The organism is Hyphomonas sp. TMED31 (genome assembly GCF_002172815.1).
Taxonomy (GTDB): domain Bacteria; phylum Pseudomonadota; class Alphaproteobacteria; order Caulobacterales; family Hyphomonadaceae; genus Hyphomonas; species Hyphomonas atlantica.
This window is the reverse complement of sequence record NZ_NHCK01000026.1, coordinates 20929-41303: the sequence shown is the minus strand read 5'-3', so window position 1 is coordinate 41303 and position 20375 is coordinate 20929. Positions and strand designations below refer to the sequence as shown.

At 60.7% G+C, this 20375-nt stretch carries 18 protein-coding genes; 6 read left to right on the top strand and 12 right to left on the bottom strand.

The window, feature by feature from the left end; translation table 11 throughout:
* On the top strand, positions 1 to 288 hold a 288-nt coding region (locus CBB91_RS04380), incomplete at its 5' end, for a hypothetical protein (RefSeq protein WP_345906727.1).
* A gap of 337 nt (positions 289 to 625) precedes the next feature.
* On the opposite strand, the gene CBB91_RS04375 is transcribed toward CBB91_RS04380, so the two are convergent.
* Both CBB91_RS04375 and CBB91_RS04370 read right to left on the bottom strand, forming a co-directional pair.
* A complete protein-coding gene (locus CBB91_RS04375) occupies positions 626 to 1060 on the bottom strand; it encodes a CBS domain-containing protein (RefSeq protein ID WP_035554831.1) in 435 nt (144 codons plus the stop codon).
* An 80-nt stretch (positions 1061 to 1140) separates the two neighbouring features.
* Positions 1141 to 1851, bottom strand: a complete 711-nt coding sequence (locus tag CBB91_RS04370; protein ID WP_035554829.1) for a rhomboid family intramembrane serine protease — start codon at positions 1849 to 1851, stop codon at positions 1141 to 1143.
* A 139-nt stretch (positions 1852 to 1990) separates the two neighbouring features.
* On the opposite strand from CBB91_RS04370, the gene CBB91_RS04365 reads away from it, so the two are divergent.
* On the top strand, positions 1991 to 2371 hold the full coding sequence (locus CBB91_RS04365) for a DUF4345 family protein (protein ID WP_273012365.1): 381 nt from the start codon (positions 1991 to 1993) through the stop codon (positions 2369 to 2371).
* Between the two features lie 51 nt (positions 2372 to 2422).
* Here CBB91_RS04365 and CBB91_RS04360 read toward each other — a convergent pair whose 3' ends face one another.
* A complete protein-coding gene (locus CBB91_RS04360; protein ID WP_273012364.1) occupies positions 2423 to 4966 on the bottom strand; it encodes a TonB-dependent receptor in 2544 nt (847 codons plus the stop codon).
* 467 nt (positions 4967 to 5433) lie between these two features.
* Here CBB91_RS04360 and CBB91_RS04355 point away from each other — a divergent pair, with 467 nt between their 5' ends.
* Complete coding sequence (locus CBB91_RS04355; RefSeq protein ID WP_345906726.1) at positions 5434 to 6006, top strand: PAS domain-containing protein; 573 nt, start codon at positions 5434 to 5436, stop codon at positions 6004 to 6006.
* 16 nt (positions 6007 to 6022) lie between these two features.
* On the opposite strand, the gene CBB91_RS04350 is transcribed toward CBB91_RS04355, so the two are convergent.
* Positions 6023 to 7663 (bottom strand): choline dehydrogenase, encoded by a 1641-nt coding sequence (locus tag CBB91_RS04350; protein ID WP_241764237.1) that lies wholly within the window; start codon positions 7661 to 7663, stop codon positions 6023 to 6025.
* A gap of 145 nt (positions 7664 to 7808) precedes the next feature.
* Here CBB91_RS04350 and CBB91_RS04345 point away from each other — a divergent pair, with 145 nt between their 5' ends.
* Positions 7809 to 8420 (top strand): PilZ domain-containing protein, encoded by a 612-nt coding sequence (locus CBB91_RS04345; protein WP_051602885.1) that lies wholly within the window; start codon positions 7809 to 7811, stop codon positions 8418 to 8420.
* Here CBB91_RS04345 and CBB91_RS04340 read toward each other — a convergent pair.
* Positions 8417 to 8947: a gamma carbonic anhydrase family protein gene (locus tag CBB91_RS04340; protein ID WP_273012362.1), complete on the bottom strand. Its 531-nt coding sequence runs from the start codon at positions 8945 to 8947 to the stop codon at positions 8417 to 8419. The genes CBB91_RS04345 and CBB91_RS04340 overlap by 4 nt on opposite strands.
* A gap of 257 nt (positions 8948 to 9204) precedes the next feature.
* Here CBB91_RS04340 and CBB91_RS04335 point away from each other — a divergent pair, with 257 nt between their 5' ends.
* The gene (locus CBB91_RS04335) at positions 9205 to 10014 is read left to right on the top strand and encodes a PhoH family protein (protein ID WP_273012361.1); all 810 of its coding nucleotides are present in this window, start codon (positions 9205 to 9207) and stop codon (positions 10012 to 10014) included.
* A 76-nt stretch (positions 10015 to 10090) separates the two neighbouring features.
* Here the strand turns inward: CBB91_RS04335 and CBB91_RS04330 are convergent, their stop codons facing one another.
* Positions 10091 to 10846 (bottom strand): hypothetical protein, encoded by a 756-nt coding sequence (locus CBB91_RS04330; protein ID WP_273012360.1) that lies wholly within the window; start codon positions 10844 to 10846, stop codon positions 10091 to 10093.
* A gap of 193 nt (positions 10847 to 11039) precedes the next feature.
* Here CBB91_RS04330 and CBB91_RS04325 point away from each other — a divergent pair, with 193 nt between their 5' ends.
* Positions 11040 to 11498: a DUF3429 domain-containing protein gene (locus CBB91_RS04325; RefSeq protein WP_273012359.1), complete on the top strand. Its 459-nt coding sequence runs from the start codon at positions 11040 to 11042 to the stop codon at positions 11496 to 11498.
* On the opposite strand, the gene CBB91_RS04320 is transcribed toward CBB91_RS04325, so the two are convergent.
* The 6 genes from CBB91_RS04320 to CBB91_RS04295 form a co-directional block, all read right to left on the bottom strand.
* Positions 11495 to 12064, bottom strand: coding sequence for a hypothetical protein (locus tag CBB91_RS04320; protein ID WP_273012358.1), 570 nt, complete (start codon positions 12062 to 12064; stop codon positions 11495 to 11497). The two genes, CBB91_RS04325 and CBB91_RS04320, sit on opposite strands and share 4 nt — an antisense overlap.
* A complete protein-coding gene (locus CBB91_RS04315) occupies positions 12054 to 12557 on the bottom strand; it encodes an MgtC/SapB family protein (protein WP_273012357.1) in 504 nt (167 codons plus the stop codon). Before CBB91_RS04315 ends, CBB91_RS04320 begins: the two co-directional genes overlap by 11 nt.
* 48 nt (positions 12558 to 12605) lie before the next feature.
* Positions 12606 to 13716 (bottom strand): peptide chain release factor 2 gene (prfB, locus tag CBB91_RS04310; RefSeq protein WP_273012356.1). Its coding sequence is split into 2 segments (ribosomal slippage): positions 12606 to 13646 and positions 13648 to 13716, totalling 1110 coding nucleotides; the frame shifts between segments, so codons are not numbered across the junction.
* Between the two features lie 86 nt (positions 13717 to 13802).
* On the bottom strand, positions 13803 to 16481 hold the full coding sequence (locus CBB91_RS04305) for a penicillin-binding protein 1A (protein WP_273012355.1): 2679 nt from the start codon (positions 16479 to 16481) through the stop codon (positions 13803 to 13805).
* A gap of 101 nt (positions 16482 to 16582) precedes the next feature.
* Positions 16583 to 18505 (bottom strand): tetratricopeptide repeat protein, encoded by a 1923-nt coding sequence (locus tag CBB91_RS04300; RefSeq protein WP_273012354.1) that lies wholly within the window; start codon positions 18503 to 18505, stop codon positions 16583 to 16585.
* Positions 18506 to 18643: 138 nt separating this feature from the next.
* Positions 18644 to 20326, bottom strand: coding sequence for an electron transfer flavoprotein-ubiquinone oxidoreductase (locus tag CBB91_RS04295; RefSeq protein WP_273012353.1), 1683 nt, complete (start codon positions 20324 to 20326; stop codon positions 18644 to 18646).
* Positions 20327 to 20375 lie beyond the last annotated feature (49 nt).

The window sequence follows — 20375 nt, the reverse complement described above, 5'->3', positions numbered from 1 at the left end:
TCTTCCCGTCAACACTCTTTTCCGCCTCTTCTGCAGTCAGGTGTCAGACACCATTTCCGCTTCAATATTGGCGCAAATGAACTCGTTGGCCGAAGCATATTCGGCCCGCAAATTCGAGCGTTTCAGGAAACCGGCACCATTGTCTGTCCACGGAAAATCAAGTCTTCCAATCTGGCCAAACCCCGTTGCCGGGCCGCCTCTGAAATCCGAAGACCTCGTCAGCGAGTGGCGGCTTATATGGACCGCCGTTCTTCCCGTCAACACCCTATTTTGCGTCGCCTGCAGTAGAATGTTTAACCATCCAAACTGCCCTGTTTACGACGCAAAAGATCCCGTTGGCCGAAGCATGTCCGGCTCGCAGATCCGAGCGATTTCAGGGAACCGACACCGGGTCCTGCCTGGGGAAGAATTGAAAACTTCCGTAGCCAGTCAGGCGCTCCGTCACCGGGCCCCGCGTCCGAAACCCGAAGGCCTCGTCAGCGGAGGTGGCGATGTACTCCCGCCCCCCGTATCCAGCAACCCCCTAATGCAGGATTTCATCACAAAACTGCAGCGAAACTTCAGACGCAACTCAGCCAGTCTGGAGCGTGAATTGAAACAGCCCAATGAATACGGGGGCTTTCGCCTAGTATTGCGCTGAAAGGTAAGACTTCATCGCTTCTGCTTCTGCTTCAGTTTCCGCGATCTTCCACTTCACCAAATCTCCAATCGAGATCACACCGGCCAGCTTCCCGCCGGTCAAAACAGGCAAGTGACGAATCCTGCGATCCGTCATCAGCTGAAGCGCATCGTCTATTTTGGAGCTGGATTCCACCGTGATTACGTCGCGTGTCATCGCGTCGCCGACATTCAAGTTCAGTGCGCTAGCGCCCTGCCGGGCCACATGGCGGACAATATCCCGCTCTGAAAGTACCCCGACAATGCTGCCATCATCATCCAGCGCAACGACCGCGCCGATTCTCTTGGCATCCAACGTTTGCGCTGCAGCCGCCAATGTCTCTCCGGCACTCACCGAAATGATGGCGAATCCCTTGTCTTTCAGAATTTGGTCTATGGTCATCCACGTCCTCCCTGGCGTTTGGGCCCCTTTTTGGGTGCCTCGTATGGAAGGAGCCTACCATATTTCCCTGGAAGACGCGATCAGGTGCCGAATCGTGCGCGTCCTGCGTGGCGCACCATGAAGCGAAACAGCACTGCGCCCGCTACATAGCCGCCAATATGGGCCTGCCAGGCGATTGCGGACCCGAACAATGACGGCCCAAGGAATGCCAGAACGATGTTACCCACAAGGAATACGGCGCTGGCCGAAAGGAATCGGCGCTCCAGAAGCTGCGCGGGCAGGCCGTTCTGGATCATCAAAGCCGCAGCAATCAGCCCTGAAACACCACCAGACGCGCCAATGGCCGGCGGACCAGAGGGGTAGTGAGTCGCAAGATGCGCGAGAGACCCACCCACGACCGCAGCCACAAACAGGCCCAGAAACGCCAGATTTACACTGAGTTGAGAGCGCCAGAGCCGCGCAAAGACCGAATAGACCGGCTTCCCGACGGCGATCAGCATGATCGTATTCATCAGGACGTGTGACCAGCTGCCGTGAACAAGCGCCGTTCCGGCCAAAGGAATCAGTGCCTCCAACGCATTATTATAGGGCGCGTAGCCTCCAGGGACCTGTTGTCCGGCGATCCAGCCCCAGAATCGATCGGGAAACACCCCGCCGAGATCCACAAAGAACAGGTCGAGCGAGGATCCTGCGAGGATCCGCAGGCCGTGAAGCGCGATGATTCCCAAGGCCAACGCCGTAACGAATGGCGGGGCATTGATAATGGGGGGCGCACGCCGCGATTGGCGCATAAGCGATCTCCTGTCCGGTTTGCTTCACATCAAATGGGGCGTGACGGGCAAAATCCACCCCGTAAGGACAGAAATACGTCGCCGAACTTCGCGCAGGCCCGCCCTTTCCGATCATTGCGTTTGCTCTAGCTCCCCTTGCATGATGATTCGTATCTANCTTTTTNTCATGGCGGCCAGCTTTCTGGCGTTCGGAATATGGTCCCTGCTTGATCCAACAGGNATGGCGGCAAGCCTTGGCGTTACGATTGGTGGCGAGAATGGCGTGTATGAAGCGCGCGGCATCTATGGCGGGGNCAGCCTCGGNGCGGGGNTCCTGGCGCTCTCCGGCTTGATTCGCCCGCGCATGGTGCGGCCAGCGCTNTGGTTCATCACGACATATATGGGCGGCTACATGTTCGCNCGCATCGCCGGNCTGATTGCCGGGGATGNGCCCTCTTCCCGATTCCTGACCTTTGTCGGCTTCGAGATGGGCTGTCTGGTCATCGCAATCGTGTTGTTGACCGCCTACCGGCCCAAATAAAAAGCCCCGCCNTGATGGGCGGGGCTTTCGNGTTCGTGATTCGNGTGAACCCTAGAACGTCTTGCGGACTGTCAGGCCGTAAGTTGCCGGCTGGTTCGGATAGCCGGAGATAGAGCCATCCTGGGCCACAGCCGGGAAGGCCACGGTGATATACTCGTCGTTGAAGATGTTCCGGCCCCAAAGCGTGAAGCTCAAGCCCGATTCTGTGGTCAGGCCAGCCGANGCGTTGAACGTGCTGACTTTCTTCTGATCATTGATCAGTGCCTGGTTGGCTGGCTCGTCGAAATAATCCGACTCACTTTCGTACTGCCAGTCACCGCGGATGAAGGCGTCATAGTTCTTCACATTGAATGTGTATGTCGCCGCAGTCGATGTGGAGACTTCCGGAATGCCGTAAGGCTTCTGACCGGAAATGTCGCCGCTCGCCGATTCCTCGAAGCTGTCATAGACCGGATCAAGGAACGTGCCNGCAAAGCTGAGCAGCAGATTGTCGGTGGCATTCCACTGCGCATCCAGTTCGAGGCCTTGCGTGGATTGCTCACCCGCATTGGCGAGCGCAAAGCCCGTTCCCGTGAAGACGTTGGACTGGAACCCTTCAATCGTCTGGTCGAAGATGGCGACGTTAAACGCAAAGTCCGAATACGCACCTTTCACGCCCAGCTCGAACACTTTCGATTCTTCCGGTCCGGCAAAGCGCGTNCCGGTGGTCAGGTTCGGAAGCAACAGGCCGCCTTGNGCAAGCAGCGCNTAGTCGGCTGGAGTTGGACGGCTGTCACGCGACAGGTTCCAGGAGGACGCCTTGAAGCCGGTTGCATAAGATCCGTACACGTTGACGGAATCCGTCACGTCATAGGCNAGGCGGAAGGTGACTGACGTATCCTCATCATCCGTCGAGCCGCTTTCCACGGCGTTCGGGAAGTTCAGGAATGGCGGCAGGAATTGCAGCTGTTGCAATGCGCCGGGCGCACCTGCGGCCGTTGCCTGAATGGTTGCAAACTCTGTCGGGAACGCCGTTGCAAAGGCGGCGACAGCGGCCGGGTCGGTCGGGTTCACACCAGCCTGCAGCAACAGACCGCCNGCCGTTGCCTGCGTGATGAACGGCGCAGCCGTANTCAGGTCCACTGCCGCAAACGTGTCCGTGGAAACCGCGTTCGAGAAGGCATCCTTGTTCACCTGCGTGTAGTTCAGGCCAAAGGTCGCTGTCAGGCGGTCGGTGACTTCATAGTCGATCGTACCGAACAGGGAAGCAGACGTATCGTCCTGCCCATAGAATTCGGTGAAGCCTTGGCCTGGCTGGAAGAAGGTGCCGGTCGGCACGCCGAACACCACAGGCTCAAGCGATGACAGNAGGCCAGACGACAGAATGTCGATATAGCCACGAATGTCGCTGCCATAGAGAAGCTGGTTTTCGATATCGACGGTTTCATCAAAGTAGAAGCCTCCAACCATCCAACTCAGCGGGCCACTGCCGTTTGAGGTCAGGCGGACTTCCTGTGTGAAGGTTTCGATTTCGACATCGTCAGACTTGCGCCCGAGCAGGTCTGCGCTGGTGAAGTCAGAATCCTGGTTCGTGCTGAGGTCAGACGTCCGGTAGGACGTGATGCTGGTGACGGTGAATGCGCCAGCATCATAGTCGCCCTGCAGAGAGATACCGCTATTCTTGATGAGGTTCTCGGATCCGAAATTGTAGGCCACTTCATAGGAGAACGGGTCCTCGGCAACGAGGTTGCCACCCAGCGCAAGGATCGCCGCCCCTGTTGGGCCATTGATGATGTTCGACGCTGCACAGCAGATTTCGTCGATCTCATCATAGTCTGCGATCACGCGGAAGGAGAGGTCGTCGCTCGGTTCCCAAAGCAGGTCACCGCGAATGCCCCAGCGATTGCGCTCGTTCGTGTCCGGGCCATCGCCCAGATCTTCGACATAGCCATCGCGCGTGTTGAAATTGCCGCCAAGGCTGAAGGCAACCGTGTCAGACAAAGGACCGGTGACGAATGCGCCAGCGCGGTAGCCATTATAGTTGCTGACCGTGCCTTCGACATTGCCGCCCCACTCGAATTGCGGCTTCTGCGTCACGATGGAGATGACACCTGCGGAAGCGTTCTTGCCGAACAGGGTCGATTGCGGCCCGCGCAGAACTTCGACGCGCTGCAGGTTTGGCAAATCGGAAATCTGGGAGGTCGAGCGCGAGCGGTAAACGCCATCGACGAACACACCCACCGAAGGCTCGATGCCGGCATTGTTCGCGCCGTTGCCGAAGCCGCGGATGATGAAGTTGGTGTTGGAGGAGGATTGCTGTTGGCTAACGCGAAGCGAAGGCACGACGGATTGCAGATCTCCCAAATCGACAATCTCGGCCTTCTCGATCACGCTCTCATCAACAACGGACACCGCCACTGGCACATCCTGCAGCGTCTGTTCGCGCTTGGTGGCCGTGATGGTGACAGTCTGGAGGGTCCGGCTCTCCTCTTCTTCCGGCGCATCTTGTGCGATGGCGGGCATGGAGAGAGCGGCGAACGCGGCAAAGCCCGCGCTGAGGGTGAGCGCCGATTTGAACTTCGGTGCACCCGATACAACAAATTTTCTGGATTTCACGTGTTGGTCCCTTTGAGCAAATTTCTGTTTTTGGTTTGGGAGGAATTTTTTTCAGCTGCGCTGTACTACCTAGGACTAAACAAACAGGTAGGCATGGCAAGGCATCACCATGAGTTAAGAGTGGAGTTTTGCCGAGACTGTGGTGTTGCAGCCGCATAACGCTGCTTTTGACGAAGAAATGAGCACGATCTTGCGCGCTCGGTCATGCAATCCATCCAGACATTGCACAGGCGAATCAAATCAACTTCCCTCAACGCTCCAATTTCGTGTCTCATCCTGTTCCGAGTCGAGACTCACCTGTCCCACAATTGAGCGAATGGCCGTGTACGGGCACTTCGAAAACTTCCTGACCGGGGAAATTCCCCGATTTCATCCCCTGTAATTCCCCAGCCGGGGGAATTGCTAACTGGAATATATATTGCGGTTTACGACTCCGACGCTGGCCCGGCTGGGCCCACAAACTATCAATGGAGCCCACGCCCATCATGCAAGACCGGTCTATACATCCGAACACCCGCATCATGCTGGAAGCCTGGAAACGCATGCGCGTTGATCCGGTTGCCAATGAAGACCGGACGCCCCGCGCGAACGACCATCCGGACCTGATCGCCAACATCTTCATGATCGAGGCAACCGATGATGGCGCCTGGATCTTCCGGACGGCCGGTGACGGCGTGTCTGACCTGCTTGGACGCTCCCTGCCCAATCATGACTTCCTCAATCTCTGGACCGGCCCGGACCGCGCAATGATTGGCGGCTTCCTGGAGGCTGTCCGCACCGATGGCGCCCCGGGCGTCATCCGAGGTCGCGGCGAAACCCTGACAGGCCAGCGTGTCGAGGTGGAGATCACGACGATGCCCCTGGCGCAGGCTGGCATGCCGAATTCAACAACCCGTTTCCTCGGCCTCTACCAGACGCTGGGCGGCGTGCCGAAACTCAAAGGGCGTCCGATCTGGCGTCACCGCGTGGCGATGCTGGTACCGCCAGACTCCCAACCTGCCGAGCCAACGCTGAAGCTGGTCGCCAACAATTACCACTAGCGCAGGCGCGGCCTGATCAGGCCGCAACCGTCTCCGGCGCCTCCGCTTCCAGTGGCGGCTTGCCGAGGATCATGTCTGCCGCTTTCTCGGCGATCATGATGGTTGGCGCGTTCGTATTGCCGCCGATCAGGGTCGGGATCACGGACGCATCGACGACCCGCAAACCGTCTACACCACGCACACGCAACTCCCCATCAACCGGGCTGTCCTCATTCGCTCCCATCGCGACCGTCCCGATGGGATGATAAATCGTTTCGCCACACCGTCGGATAAAGGCGTCGATCTCTTCGTCTGTCTTCACGCTCTCGCCCGGCATCATCTCGGCGCCGGTGAAGGGCTGCAGCGCATTCTGACCGCAGATATCGCGGATCATCTTCACCGACTCCCGCATCGCGCGGCGGTCTTCCTCGGCTTCCAGATAATTGGGATCGATGGCCGGATGGGCGAACGGGTCTGCGGAAGCGAGGCAAACCGTGCCCCGGCTTTCCGGCCGCAGCTGGCAGGAATGGACCGTGTAGCCATCCTTGTTGGCCTGATGCTTGGCGTGATCCATCATGATGGCATTCACGAAGTGGAGCTGCAGGTCGGGCATCTCCAACCCTTCGCGGGACTTCAGGAACGCGCCGGCCTGAAGGTGGTTGTCGGCACCAGCACCGGTCTGGTTCACGAGATACTGGATGCCCACGCCCAGCTTCTTGATGCCTTTCTGCATGGAGTAAGCGGAAATCGGCTGGGTCATCTCGTGGATGACGGTGACGTCCAGATGGTCCTGCAGGTTCTGGCCGACATTCGGGGACTTCACCTTGGTCTGGATATCGAACCGGCCGAGATGGTCAGGATTGCCGATGCCGGACAGCTGCAGTAATTGCGGCGATTGCACCGCGCCCGCGCAGACGATGACCTCACCCGAGGCGTGGATCTCCTGCGTGAGACGGCCCTTGCCTTCAACGACTTCGACCCCCGTGGCGCGGCCATTCTCGATCAGCACGCGCGTCACCATACCGGTGGAGATCACGGTGAGATTGTCCCGCACGCCGACGATGGGACGCAGATAGCCATAGGACGCGCTCCAGCGTTCGCCCTTGTGGATCGTGCGCTGATAGCGGCCGAAGCCTTCCTGATCGGCGCCGTTGAAATCCTTCGTGCTCTTGTAGCCAGCCTGCTCGCCTGCCTGAAGAAAGGCGCGATAAACCGGAGAAGAGAGCGGGCTTTCCGACACTTTCAGCGGGCCGGTGCCGCCGTGGAAGTCGTTGTCGCCACCTTCATAGCCTTCTGATTTCTTGAAATAGGGCAGCACGTCCGCAAAGCTCCAGCCGCGCAGGCCCATCTGCGCCCACTGGTCATAGTCGCGCGCGTGGCCGCGAATGTAGACCATGCCATTGATGGAAGAGGAGCCGCCCCAGCCCTTTCCGCGTGGCCACCAGAGCTTGCGACCGTTCATATGCTTCTGCGGCTCGGTCCAGAAGCCCCAGTTGAAATCCCCCTCAGCCTTGATCAGGTTTCCAACTCCGGCGGGCATCCGCACCATGAGGTTGTTATCCTTCTTGCCGGCCTCGATCAGGCAGACCTTGATGCGCGGATCTTCGCTCAACCTGTTGGCAAGTGTACAGCCAGCGCTTCCTGCGCCCACGATAATATAGTCGTATGTCTCCAGCACCGGAGGACCTCCCAATAAACCTTATGGTGAAGGATTGGCGTGAATCCTTCTGTTTTCCGCAACAGTTTGTGAACGAAACTCAGCTAAGTAAAGGCTTGATGGAGAAGAACAGACAGGTTGCCGTAACGGACTCAGGAGAATCCACATGCCCGCACTAGATTTGTCTGTGCCTCAATTCAACCCCGTGATCAAAAACGAGGAAGATCGCCGCCAGTATCAGCGAGTCGACCTGGAACTTGAAGGCTGCTTCCTGGATGAATCCAGCGAAGACCATCAACTTGTCACTGAAAACCTGTCCTGCTCTGGCGCCTATCTGCGCGCTGCGACCGTGCCGGAACATGGGGCCAATGTGATCTGCTATTTCGACGATCTGGGCCGCGTGGCGGGCCGGGTCGTGCGCACCTCCAAGGATGGCTTTGCCGTTGAGTTCAACGTCGTGCCTCACAAGCGCAAGAAACTGGCTGACCGTCTTAGCTGGCTGGTCAACAAGGATCTTATGGAAGCCCCGGAACAGCGCGCTGCCGCACGCTTCCCGACCGGTGGCCCGGCCTTCATCGCCCGCAAGGACGGTCTTCAGATCCCGTGCACCGTCATGGACATCTCCCTGACCGGCGCGAGCTTCAAGACCACTGGCCAGTTCCAGACACCGCCAATCGGCGAAGTCGTGACAGCAGGCAATCTGCGTGGCCGGGTCGTGCGCTCGAACGGCGTGGAGTTCGCGGTGAACTTCCTGCGCCCTGACGAGACGGATTCCTAATCGATCCGCTTCAGGCTGGCGCGGTGACGCTTCCAGTTCTCGACATAATGGACCGCTGACATCTTGATCACCTGAGCCTGGTGGTCGGAGATCTCTTTGACGATCTTGCCTGGCGCGCCCATGACGAGCGAGTTATCCGGAATGATCTTGCCTTCGGGGATCAGGGCATGCGCCCCGATGATGCAATTCTTCCCGATCTTCGCATTGTTGAGGATGGTGGAACCGATGCCGATCAGAGTCTCGTCTCCGATCGTACAGCCGTGCAGCATGACCATGTGGCCGACGGTGACGTCGCGCCCGATGGTCAGCGGGCAGCCGACATCCGTGTGAAGCACGCTGCCATCCTGGATGTTGGAATTCTCGCCAATCGTGATCGGGTCATTGTCGCCTCGCAGCACTGCGCCATACCAGATCGACGCATTCTCCTTCAGGACAACATTGCCCATGACCTGCGCATTTTCGGCCACCCAGTAATTGCCACTCTCGGGCAGCTGTGGGCGGGTTCCGTCGATCTCGTAAATGGCCATGGGGTTTCCTCTTTTTATCCGGGGCGGAATTTTCATTTAATCTTCTGATAACCTTGCTACACTCTAATCATCAACAGATTCGGAGTTGGAGACGGTCATCACACGATCCTGTCACACCCCGCCGCCCGGTGATACGTCCCGGGACCTGGCCACACCGCCCACGGGGCGGACGGCCTTTTCTTCCTCCCAGTTTCCGCCAAGCCATCGCGCGAGTCCGCCGGTGGCTTTTTTCTTGCCCGTAACCAAGGAGACCTTCCATGGGTAAACGCAATGCAGCAAAACGGATGAAGCACGGTTCCGAAGTGAACCTGAACGCGTGGTTCGAGGAGGGCGCCCGTGGAAAGGGCCCGAAGCTGCAAGCCATAGAAGGCGGCCGGGGCTGGCACCCGGACGATTCAGACACCCGCGCAGATCATCAGCGTGCAGAAAATGGGCGTACGCAGAAATACCAGAAAACGGTAAAGCCCCGCACGGAAAACCAGGCCGAACTGATGAAGGCGATGGATGAAAAAGCCCTCGTCGCCGCGCTTGGCCCGGCGGGCACGGGCAAGACCTATCTCGCCGTCTGCAAGGCGGTGGAGGCCCTGCAGAAAGGAAAGGTCGCGCGGATCATCCTGTCCCGCCCGGCGGTTGAGGCAGGCGAACAGATCGGCTTCCTGCCCGGCGCGATGGAAGACAAGCTGGCCCCCTATCTGCGCCCGCTTTATGACGCGCTGTCGGATCGGCTGTCGCCCGGACAGTTGAAGCACATGCTGGCCGAGGGCGTGATCGAGATTGCCCCCATCGGCTTCATGCGGGGGCGTACACTGAACAATGCCTTCATCGTGATCGACGAGGCGCAGAACTGCACCTACACNCAGCTGAAGATGCTGCTGACGCGGCTCGGCTGGCACTCCACAATGGTGATCACGGGCGACCCGGCCCAGTCGGACCTGCTGCCTGAATTCTCCGGCCTCGCCACGGCGGCCGAACGGCTGGAAAAGCTGGGCGGCGCGTCTGTCGTCCGCCTCGAAGGCAAGGATGTGGTGCGCCACCCACTGGTCGCAGAAATGCTGGACGTGCTGTAGCGCCCTGANGTTTTTCCCATAGCTTCGCCCGCCCCTGCCACAGACAGAGGGCGGGCGATTATCATTTCAGAACGTATCAGGATGAATTGATCAGTTCATCGCGCGCATATATGTCCAGATCATCCAGCCATTGGCGATACTCCGCCGGCAGTGTGGTGCGCGAGGCCAGTCGCCGGGCTCGCCCCAGTGGCGAGGTGCGCCCGAACGGCGCCTTTGGCTCTGCCTCACCGCATTCATATTGCGCCCGCCAAAGCGTTCTCAGCCCGGCCTGCCGCGCGCGCCATCTTGCAAGGCGCCGCGCCGCCGCATCCGGGTCTCGGAAGGCCAGCTCCAGACGCTTGAGGCGCAATTGCAAGGGCTGGAGGGAAATGGCCGCTGGGGCTTCGGCAGCCTTCAGGGCGCGCAGCTCCGATGGCAGCAATTTCCAGTCCATGCCGAGCGTCCAGATGCGCGGCGGTTCTGCAAAGCGCTCTGTCTGCCGACGCGATGCATCCGCTTCCCAGAGCAGGAAAGGTGTCGGCGTGCGTGGGCCAAGTGGCTCAGGCCGGGGCGCGCTGTCTTCAGGTGAAACAGGCGCGTCCGGTCCGCTTGGTTTCGACTGCGCGCGTGGCAGGATCGGCTCGATTTCCAGCGTCAGGGCCAGCATCAGGATCATCCGGCGCAGCATCGCCTCCCCCGCCCGCAACCGCCGCAGCACGAAATTGTAATACCGACGCGTCACAGACTGCCCGACCGATCGCCGGGACAGATCCAGCAGCGACGCAAAGATGTTGCCCAGCATCATCCAGCTGTCTTCCAGGAATATCTCGGCGTCAGGCGAAAGCGATCTCATACCAGCCATCATGGCCCGACTTCGCCCACCGGGGACGAAAAAATTTCCTGTCCTCCGCGTTTGGCGCCATGTGCGCGCCCACACGCCAAATGCCTCCTAACGCACCCCGTCCCCGCTATCCCCCTGACTTGAGGGGATAAGGGCCCTCGCGCGGCGCCCTCGACACTGAGGCAGATCACTCTAATTCGCAGGCATGACCAGACAAAAGATACCCGCCGCGCCGCTGGCGCTTGGCCTTGCCGGGCTGATCCCCTTCGTCTGGGGGACGCTCAGCCTGTTCATCCCCGCACTGCAGGAGTTTGGCAGCGCCGCCTTCGGGGCGCGCTTTGTCGGGCCGTATGTGCAGGTGTTCTACGGCGCGATCATCCTCGCCTTCATGTCCGGCGTGCTGTGGGGCTTTGCGACGAAATCCAGCGGACGCGAGGCGGTCATCGGCTATGGGCTCAGCGTGTTGCCTGCGCTCTGGGCCTTCTTCGCTGTGGGCGGCGGCCACAGCTCCGCCGCATTGGGATTGATCATCGGCTATATCGGCCTGCTCGGCATCGAGACCTGGTTTGTCCAGCGAACGCGGGCGCCCGGCTGGTGGATGCGCCTGCGTCTCATCCTGTCGGCCGTCGTGATCACCTGCCTCGCAGCCACAGCGCTCGCTTAAAGGTGTTGTCTCAGCCAGGCGGAATAGCTGAGATTGGGCAGATTGCTGAAACCGAAGCGATCCACATGCCGGGCCAGTTCGGCGGCGCTCTCATGCTCCAGGCAAAGCGTGGTCCGCGCGCCCTCCCCCAATGAGGCCGACGTTATCTCCGCACGCAGGCCACCCGGCTCAGTCGCAATCTGTCGCTTCTTGTCGACTGTGAGTTCCGCACCTTCGGCCAGAAAGGCATCTCGCAGGGCCGCAAGGCTCTGCAGGGAGTGCGGAATGGCTGGATACAGACGGGCTAGCGTCGCGCGATCCTCATCATCAAACGGAAACTCCGCGGCGATTACGGGACGCCAAAGCTCCAGCCCCGCCTCCCTTGCCAGCAATTCCTTGATATCAAACCGCGCACCGCCTCTCAGCTTTGGCTGGGCGGGGGCACGGGCCGTCGCCATGAAATAGGTATCGGTCCGTGGCGACTCTTCCACAAAGTGTAGCGTTGTCTGAAGCTGATACGTCATCGACCCGGCATCATCAGGCCAGATGCGATACTCCCACATTGCCGGCGCGGCACTACTCATCATCCTTCCCTTCCCCAATGGGCTGTTTCCCGAAGAGATGCGTCTCCAGCATCCGGATCGGGAGCAGGATCAACACAGAAAAAAGGACGGCAAGAAAGGCGAGCTGCAAATAACCAGCACCGCAGGCAAGGCCAATCGCTCCGGCGAGCCAGATACTCGCCCCGGTCGTTAGCCCTCTGACGGAGCCGCTGCCGTGAATGATCGTGCCTGCTGCCAGAAAGGCGACGCCCGCCGTGACAGCCTGCACGACACGGGTCGGGTCCAGCTGGGTGGTGTCGTCATTGCCGCCGAATGAGTGGATCATCTCTATAGAGATCAACATGAAGACGGCAGATGCCAGCGCTGTCAGCATGTGTGTGCGCAGGCCTGCAGGCCGGTTCCTCACTTCGCGCTCAAACCCGACAATCAATCCCGCCACGGAAGCCGCGATGAGGCGAACAGCCAGAACCCCGAGGGGCATCTGGCTGTCAAAAGATAGCGTCAGCAGATCGTCCATTCAGGACGAACGCACAGACCCCGGACTGGGTTGCGTGGGGCNAGCCCCCTATTCCTCGTCCTCNTTCTTGGCCACGGAGGCGGCCAGGGCNGCGGAGAGGAAGAGATCGATGTCGCCATCCAGCACGCCGGACGTGTCGGAGGTTTCCACTTCGGTCCGCAGGTCCTTCACCATCTGGTAGGGCTGGAGCACGTATGAGCGGATCTGGTGGCCGAAGCCGATATCGGTCTTGCCGGCATAGCTGGCATCGGCGACTTCGCGGCGCTTTTGCAGTTCCAGCTCGTACAGTTTCGAGCGCAGCATCTGCCAGGCCTGATCGCGGTTGCGGTGTTGCGACCGGTCGTTCTGGCACTGGACCACGATGCCTGTCGGCTCGTGCGTCAGGCGGACGGCGGAGTCTGTCCGGTTGACGTGCTGACCGCCCGCGCCGGACGCGCGATATGTGTCTGTACGCACATCGGAGGGATCAATCTCGATCTCGATATTGTCGTCAATCACGGGCGTCACCGCGACCGANGCAAAGCTGGTATGGCGCCGCGCGGAGGAGTCGAAAGGCGAAATCCGCACGAGGCGATGCACGCCGGTTTCGGACTTCAGCCAGCCATAGGCGTTCTCGCCCTTGAACTGGAGCGTAGCNGANTTGATNCCNGCNTCNTCGCCTTCGCGCTCGTCGAGTTCCTCGACCTTCATGTCGTGNGCTTCGGCCCAGCGGACATACATGCGGCGCAGGATATTGGCCCAGTCCTGGCTTTCCGTGCCGCCCTCGCCCGCATTGATCTGGATGAAGCAATCATTGCCATCGGCCTCGCCCGAAAGCAGGGCAGCCAGCTCTGCCTTCTCGGCGCGCTCGGCGGCTTTTTTCAGATTGGTTTCGATGTCCGCGATCATGTCTTCGTCGCCTTCGGCGAGTTCGAGCAATTCCTCGGCATCGTCAGCTTCGCGCTGCAGGGTTTCGACGGTTTCGATGCCGTCAGCCAGACGCTGGCGTTCGCGCATCATGGCCTGGGCGGCCTGTGGGTCGTCCCAGAAATCGGGACGTTCGGAGAGCGCGGTCAGCTCATCCAGGCGTTTTGTGGCAGTATCCCAGTCAAAGACGCCTCCGTAGCAAATCGGCGGACTGGCGGATCTGGTCTGTGAGGGATTTGATTTCTGCGGACATGGGATCTGCCTCTTGTGATCTTGTTCGATAAAAACTGGAAAGGCGGGGCATAGCGCGCCCGCCTTCCTGCGTCAAAAGCAACTGCGTCAGTAAACGTCGCCGAGACTGTCATCCACTGGCGCTTCAGGCGCGGGGCGTGGCTGGGCCGGCTGGAACGGGAAGCCCTCATCGGTTTCCTCGACAATTCCGGCGTCGCGCTCAGGATCGAACCCGCTGGTCGAGCTGCCCGTGCCGCCCCCGCAATTGCCGGAAATGGACAAGCAGTCGCTGGTGTCGGTGAAGGCGCTCATGCCAGGCTCTGTGCCGGGGCGGAAGGCCTCATCGATGATGACAGCCGTATCCGGGCCGGGCAGTTCGCCATTGCGGGCATCCACCTTCACAAGGCGCACGCCCGGCGGGATGCGGAATGGCGTCGCTGGCTCGTCTGCCAGGGCGCGTTCCATGAAGTCCGTGAAGATCGGTGAGGCGACCGAGCCGCCCGCTTCGCCCTCGCCGAGCGAGCGGTTGTCGTCAAAGCCGACCCGCACACCCACGACGAGGTCAGGCGAGAAGCCCATGAACACCGCGTCGCGATAATCATCCGTAGTACCCGTTTTACCAGCCAGAGGCTTGCCGACCCGGCGGGCCCGGCGGCCTGTGCCGCGCTCGACCACGCCCTCCAGCATATGCGTCACCTGATAGGCGATGATCGGGTCCAGCACCTGCTCGCCCACTTCTGCCAGTTGCGGCGGTTCCGCGCCGTCCCACTCGTCCGCAGAGCATCCTTCGCACAGGCGTTCGTCATGGCGGAACAGGGTGCGCCCATGACGGTCCTGCACACGGTCCAGAAGGGTCGGGTTGATCTTCCTTCCCCCATTCACGAAGCCGGCATAGCCGCGCGCAACATCGATCAGATACGCGTCGCCGGCGCCGAGGGACATGGCCGGATAGGGCGGAAGGTCTTCATAGACGCCCATCCGCTCGGCCAGTTCGGAAACCGCTTCCATGCCGATGTCCTGCGCCACGCGGGCGGTGACCAGGTTCAGGGATTTCTCCAGCGCGACACGCAGGGTGACCATGCCATAGGTGCGCCCTTCGGTATAGTTCGACGGGCGCCAGTAATCATCCGTAGACACATCAAACGCCACGAAGGGGGCATCCAGCATGCGCGTAGCCGGCGTGTATCCACGCTCCAGCGCCGCTGCATAGACAAAGGGCTTGAAGCTGGAGCCCGGCTGACGCTTGGATTGCGTGACGCGGTTATAGCTCGACTTGAAGAAGGAATAGCCGCCCTGCATGGCAAGGATACGGCCCGTATGCGGGTCCAGCGCCACGAGGGAGCCGTCCACTTCCGGTACCTGACGCAGGATGGCATTGCCAACCGGCACCAGCATCGGCTCGGGTTCCGGCTCGTCGATCTCATCACCGTCGGGGTCCAGTTGCGGGTCCGCAGGCGCAGACGTTTCATCCGCATTCAGAACCTTGCGCTTCAGCTCAGCCAGGACAACGTCGCCGACATTCAGCCCACCCTTGCCTTCAGCAGGCTTGTAGGTCGCGGCCCACTCGACTTCCTCGGCGGGCAGCGGAATGGTCGCGCCGTCAGTCAGCAGAAGCTGCGCGCCGCGCGAGCCTGTGCTGGTCACCAGCGCGGCTTCCCACGTGCCATAGCCACCGGGCAGCGTGACGTCGTTGAGCTGTTCCAGAACATCGTCAGCCTCGGGATCAAGACGCGTGATCGGCCCCCGCCAGCCATGACGNCGGTCATANGCGATCAGGCCNTTCTGCAGGGCGTCCTGAGCGGCGAGCTGCAGTTTCGTATCGATGGTCGAGCGGATTGACAGACCGCCCTGTTGCAGCGTGTCTTCGCCGTAATTCTTGATGAGGTCACGGCGCAATTCCTGCACGAAATAGGTCGCCGCGGCGTATTCCGGGCCCTTCAGGCGACGCGTCGTGGACAGGGGCAGAGCCATCGCCTCTTCAGCTTCCTCGCGCGTGATGTAGCCATCATCAACCATACGACCGAGCACATAGTTGCGGCGCGCCAGCAAGCGCTTGGGNCGGCTATAGGGGTTCACCGACGACGGGGCCTTGGCCAGAGAGGCGAGGATCGCCGCTTCGGACAGGTCCAGTTCAGGCAGCGACTTGTCGAAATAGTTCANCGCCGCAGAACCCACACCGTAGGAGCGATAGCCGAGATAGATTTCGTTCAGGTAGAGTTCGAGGATCTCTTCCTTGGTGAATTCCTTCTCCATGCGCTGGGCGATGATCGCTTCCTTGGCCTTGCGCGTGAGGTTCTGGTCGCGCGTCAGCAGCATGTTCTTGGCGACCTGTTGCGTGATGGTCGAGCCGCCTTCCAGACCGCCGGAACCGGTGATCTTGTTCTTGGCGGAGTTCACCCCGCCGCGCACGATGCCTTTGTAATCGAGTCCGCCATGCGTGAAGAACGTCTTGTCTTCCGCCGCCACGAAGGCTTGCACCACATGGGTCGGGATCGACTCATACGGCACGAAGACGCGGTGCTCTCTTGCGAATTCGGCAATCAGCGTTCCATCGCCGGCGTGGACGCGCGACGTGATGGGCGGCTCATACTGTTTCAGCTTGTCGATGGACGGCACCTGACGGCCAAGCGCCGCGAAATACATCCAGAGCGCCACGAAGCCGAGCGCGGCGAGGACGAAGCCGAGGATCAGAAGGCGTCTTGCCCAGGTCCAGACCCAGGGTGGCCCCGGCAGGAAGCTGCGCTTTGGCTCCGGTTCCTGCATGTGCGGATTCATTTCGTTCGACATAGTTTTCCCGTCAGCGTTCGCATCGCGGAATCGCATTGATATCCGGCGATAGTAAGGCGCGTCGGAGGCGGGTAAAAGGTCTCAGCTGCCTGACAGTTTCGTCAGATATCCTGCCGGTCGATCTCGCCGTCACCGATGGACACGCTTGGCAGGGCCTGACGCTCTGGTTTTGGCGTCGTCAGGCCATTGGCCAGCTTGTCTTCCAGCTCAGCGCGCTGCGTTGCCGGTGGACGGGCCTCGATCGCATTTTGCCAGGCTTCGCGCGCGGCTTCCTCATCNCCCTGATGCCAGTAGATGTCGCCCAGATGGGTTTCGATTTCCCAATGCTTGTGCGGCTCCAGCTTGGCACGTGACTGTTCGATCAGGCGCTGCGCATCCTTCAGGTGACCGAGGCGATAATAGGCCCAGCCGAGCGAGTCCGCGATATAGGGATCNCGCTCTGCCAGTGACCGGGCACGGTACAGGATCTTGAAGCCCTCTTCGTACTTGTCAGTATTCTCGATCAGGAAATANCCGAGTGAATTCAGCGTGTAAGGGTCGTTCGGACGCCCCAGAAGCTCTGTGCGCAAAATGGCCAGCGCGGGATTGATCTCTCCCACCTTGCCTAGCGCATTGGCCAGCGCCATGCGCCGGTCGTGCGTATCGTCCAGCTCCCGGGCCTTCTCGGCATGGTAGGCCGCCGCCTTGAGGTCTCCGAACTGGTCATTGATCTCGGCGGCCAGCCCGTGGGCGGAGGCACGCTCGGCCTGNTTGGAGGCCAATGTGATCACTTCCTCCACCAATTCGGTCGACCCGTCCTTGTCGTGAAGCATCGTGCGCAGCTGCAACGCGCCATAGAGCGTCTGCAACCGGTCATCCTCATCGGTGATTTCCAGCGCGCGAGTAACGGCGGCGCGGGCCTCGTCTTCCTTGCCGGACATGATCAGCGCCTGCCCGGCAGCGATCTGCAGCGAGGCGGTATCTTCCGGCGCGCTCATNGCNACATGGGCGACACCTTCATAGAGCGCGTGCTCGTAAAGCTGGTCGATGACAGCGGCACGCAGGCCTTCGTCTTCNGGATTTATCAGCAATGCCACCTGATCAAACGCCGAGCGCTGGTCGTCAAAGCCTTCGATCTGGCCGCCCATCATGATGGTGCGAATGATGCGTTGTTCCTGCAGGGCGCGGGACACGTCGGCCAGCGACTGGGTAAAGGCGGCGGGCACGTCCAGCGCTTCATTGTCGAGGTTCTTGCCCGTTTCCAGNCTTTCCAGCGCGGCGGCGTAGCTGATCGCCTCTTCCGGCTCGGCATCGGCGAGTTTCTGATAGACGGCCTTCGCTTCCTCGATCCGGCCAAGGCGCTGCAGCAGCAAGGCGTGGCGGGAAATCACCGTCCGGACATGGCTGTAGAGCAGGCCCTTCGGGTCGAATTGGTGTTCCGGGGCCTCGATCTCTGCGGGCGTCATGAATTCATAGACNGCGAGCGCCTGCTCCGGNCGGCCCAGCGCCTCAAGCATGGCGGCCAGCGAGAGGTCCCCNGTCAGGCCCGGCATGGAGCCCGCAGCGCCGCGATGGCGCTCAATCGCTTCNTCCGGCTTGCCTTCCATTGCCAGCAGCCANGCGTCGAGGAAGGCGTAAAACCCGGTCTCGCCGTCTTCATCATCCTGGCTGTTGGAGNATTGCAGGATGTTGCGCGCGGCCAGCATGTCGCCATCNGCGGCGCGGTCCAGCGCGAGGAAGGCNTCGAATAGCGGGCTGACATCCCGGTCTTCCTGGGACAGGCCGGAGGTCATTTCCAGAAACGCGGCCATGTCCCCTGCCTTCACCGCGTCCAGCGGCGCGGGATANGCGGAGATGCCGACCGGCATGCCATTGTCGCCNATGACCGCCGTGGCGCGCGCGGCCGGGGACAGCGGAATGCTGCTCTCAACAATTGGCGCGTCGATCTCGGCGACAGGCTGCNCCGGGGCCGGTTCGGTGGCACAGGCGCTCATCATGGCGGAAAGGGTCAGGGCAGAGGCGGCAAAGGTCAGTCTGAAATGCATGGTAACGAGGCTTGCTCCGAATTCGCTTTGGCTGTGAGTGAAGCAGCCGGATGCGGCGAGAGCAAGGCGCGAAATGGAGAAAGCGCGGCAGGGTTAACCCCACCGCGCTTTCCGGAAACCATGACCTGAGCGGCCTGATTACATGTTCGGATAGGCCGGGCCGCCGCCGCCTTCCGGCACGGTCCAGTTGATGTTCAGATTCGGATCCTTGATGTCGCAAGTCTTGCAGTGAATGCAGTTTTGCGAGTTGATCTGGAACTTCAGCTCACCGCCTTCCTCGATCCACTCGTACACACCTGCCGGGCAGTAGCGCGCCGACGGACCGGCATAGACGTCATGCTCCGACGCCTTCTGAAGCGCCATGTCCTTCACGACAAGGTGAACAGGCTGGTCTTCGCCGTGATAGGTGTTGGTGAAGGACACATTGGTCAGCTTGTCGAAGCTGATCACGCCATCAGGCTTTGGATACTCGATCGGCTTGAACTTCTTCGCAGGCTTCAGCGCCGCTGCATCGGTCTTGCCGTGGCTGAGTGTGCCGAAGAAGGAGAATCCGCCAAACAGGCTGGAAATCCACATTTCGAGACCGCCGAGCGGAATGCCGATCGCCGTGCCGAGCTTGGACCAGAGCGGTTTCACGTTCCGCACCTGCTTNAGCTCCTTGTAGACGGAAGACGCTTTGTAAGCCTCTTCATAATCCGTCAGCACGTCGCCCTGACGGCCACCCTTGATGGCTGCATAGGCGGCTTCTGCGCCCATCATGCCGGTGAGGATGGCGTTGTGGCTGCCCTTGATGCGNGGCACGTTGACGAANCCGGCGCCGCAGCCGATCAGGGCGCCGCCCGGGAAGGCCAGCTTCGGAACGGACTGGAAGCCGCCCTCGGTGATCGCCCGCGCGCCATAGGCCACGCGCTTGCCGCCCTGAAGGTGTGGCAGAACGGATGGGTGGTGCTTGAAGCGCTGGAATTCCTGATACGGCGAGATGTACGGGTTCTCATAGTTCAGGTGAACCACGAAGCCGACCGATACGAAGGGCTCGCCATTGTCGCGGAAGTGATAGAGGAAGCTGCCGCCGCCAGTCTTGTTGTCGAGCGGCCAGCCCATCGTGTGCTGGACATAGCCTTCATTGAATTGCTCTTCCGGAATGGACCACAGCTCTTTCAGGCCGATGCCGAATTTCTGTGGNTCACGGCCCTCGTCCAGATTGTACTTGGCGATCAGCTGCTTGGTCAGCGAGCCGCGTGCGCCTTCGGCAAACAGGACGTATTTGCCGAGCAATTCCATGCCTGGCTCATAGTCGGCCTTGTGAGAGCCATCCGCCGCGATGCCCATGACACCNGCCACGATGCCCTTCACTTCGCCATTCTCGCCCAGCACCAGGTCTGACGCGGCAAAGCCCGGGAAGACTTCAACGCCCATATTCTCGGCTTCCTGTCCGAGCCAGCGGGCTACATTTGCCAGCGAGCCGGTGAAATTGCCGTGGTTCTTCATGAAGCCCGGCATTGGCAGCCAGGAAATGTCCGCTTCGCCATTCGGCCCGAGGAATTTGAACTTGTCGCCGGTCACTTCTGTCTTCAGCGGGCGATCATCGCGCGTGCGCCAGTCNGGNATCAGCTTGTCGAGGCCNACCGGGTCCATGACCACGCCGGACAGNATGTGAGCGCCGATCTCGCCGCCCTTCTCGATCACGACCACTTCAATGTCTTCGCCAGCTTCCTGTGCNAGNTGTTTNGCNCGGATCGCCGCGGACAGACCCGCAGGGCCNCCGCCNACGATGACCAGGTCATATTCCATCGACTCGCGCTGAATAGCGTCATCAGCCATTGGTTTCTCCTCCTTGCGGGTGATAGGTTGCCCGCTCATAAGCCCATTT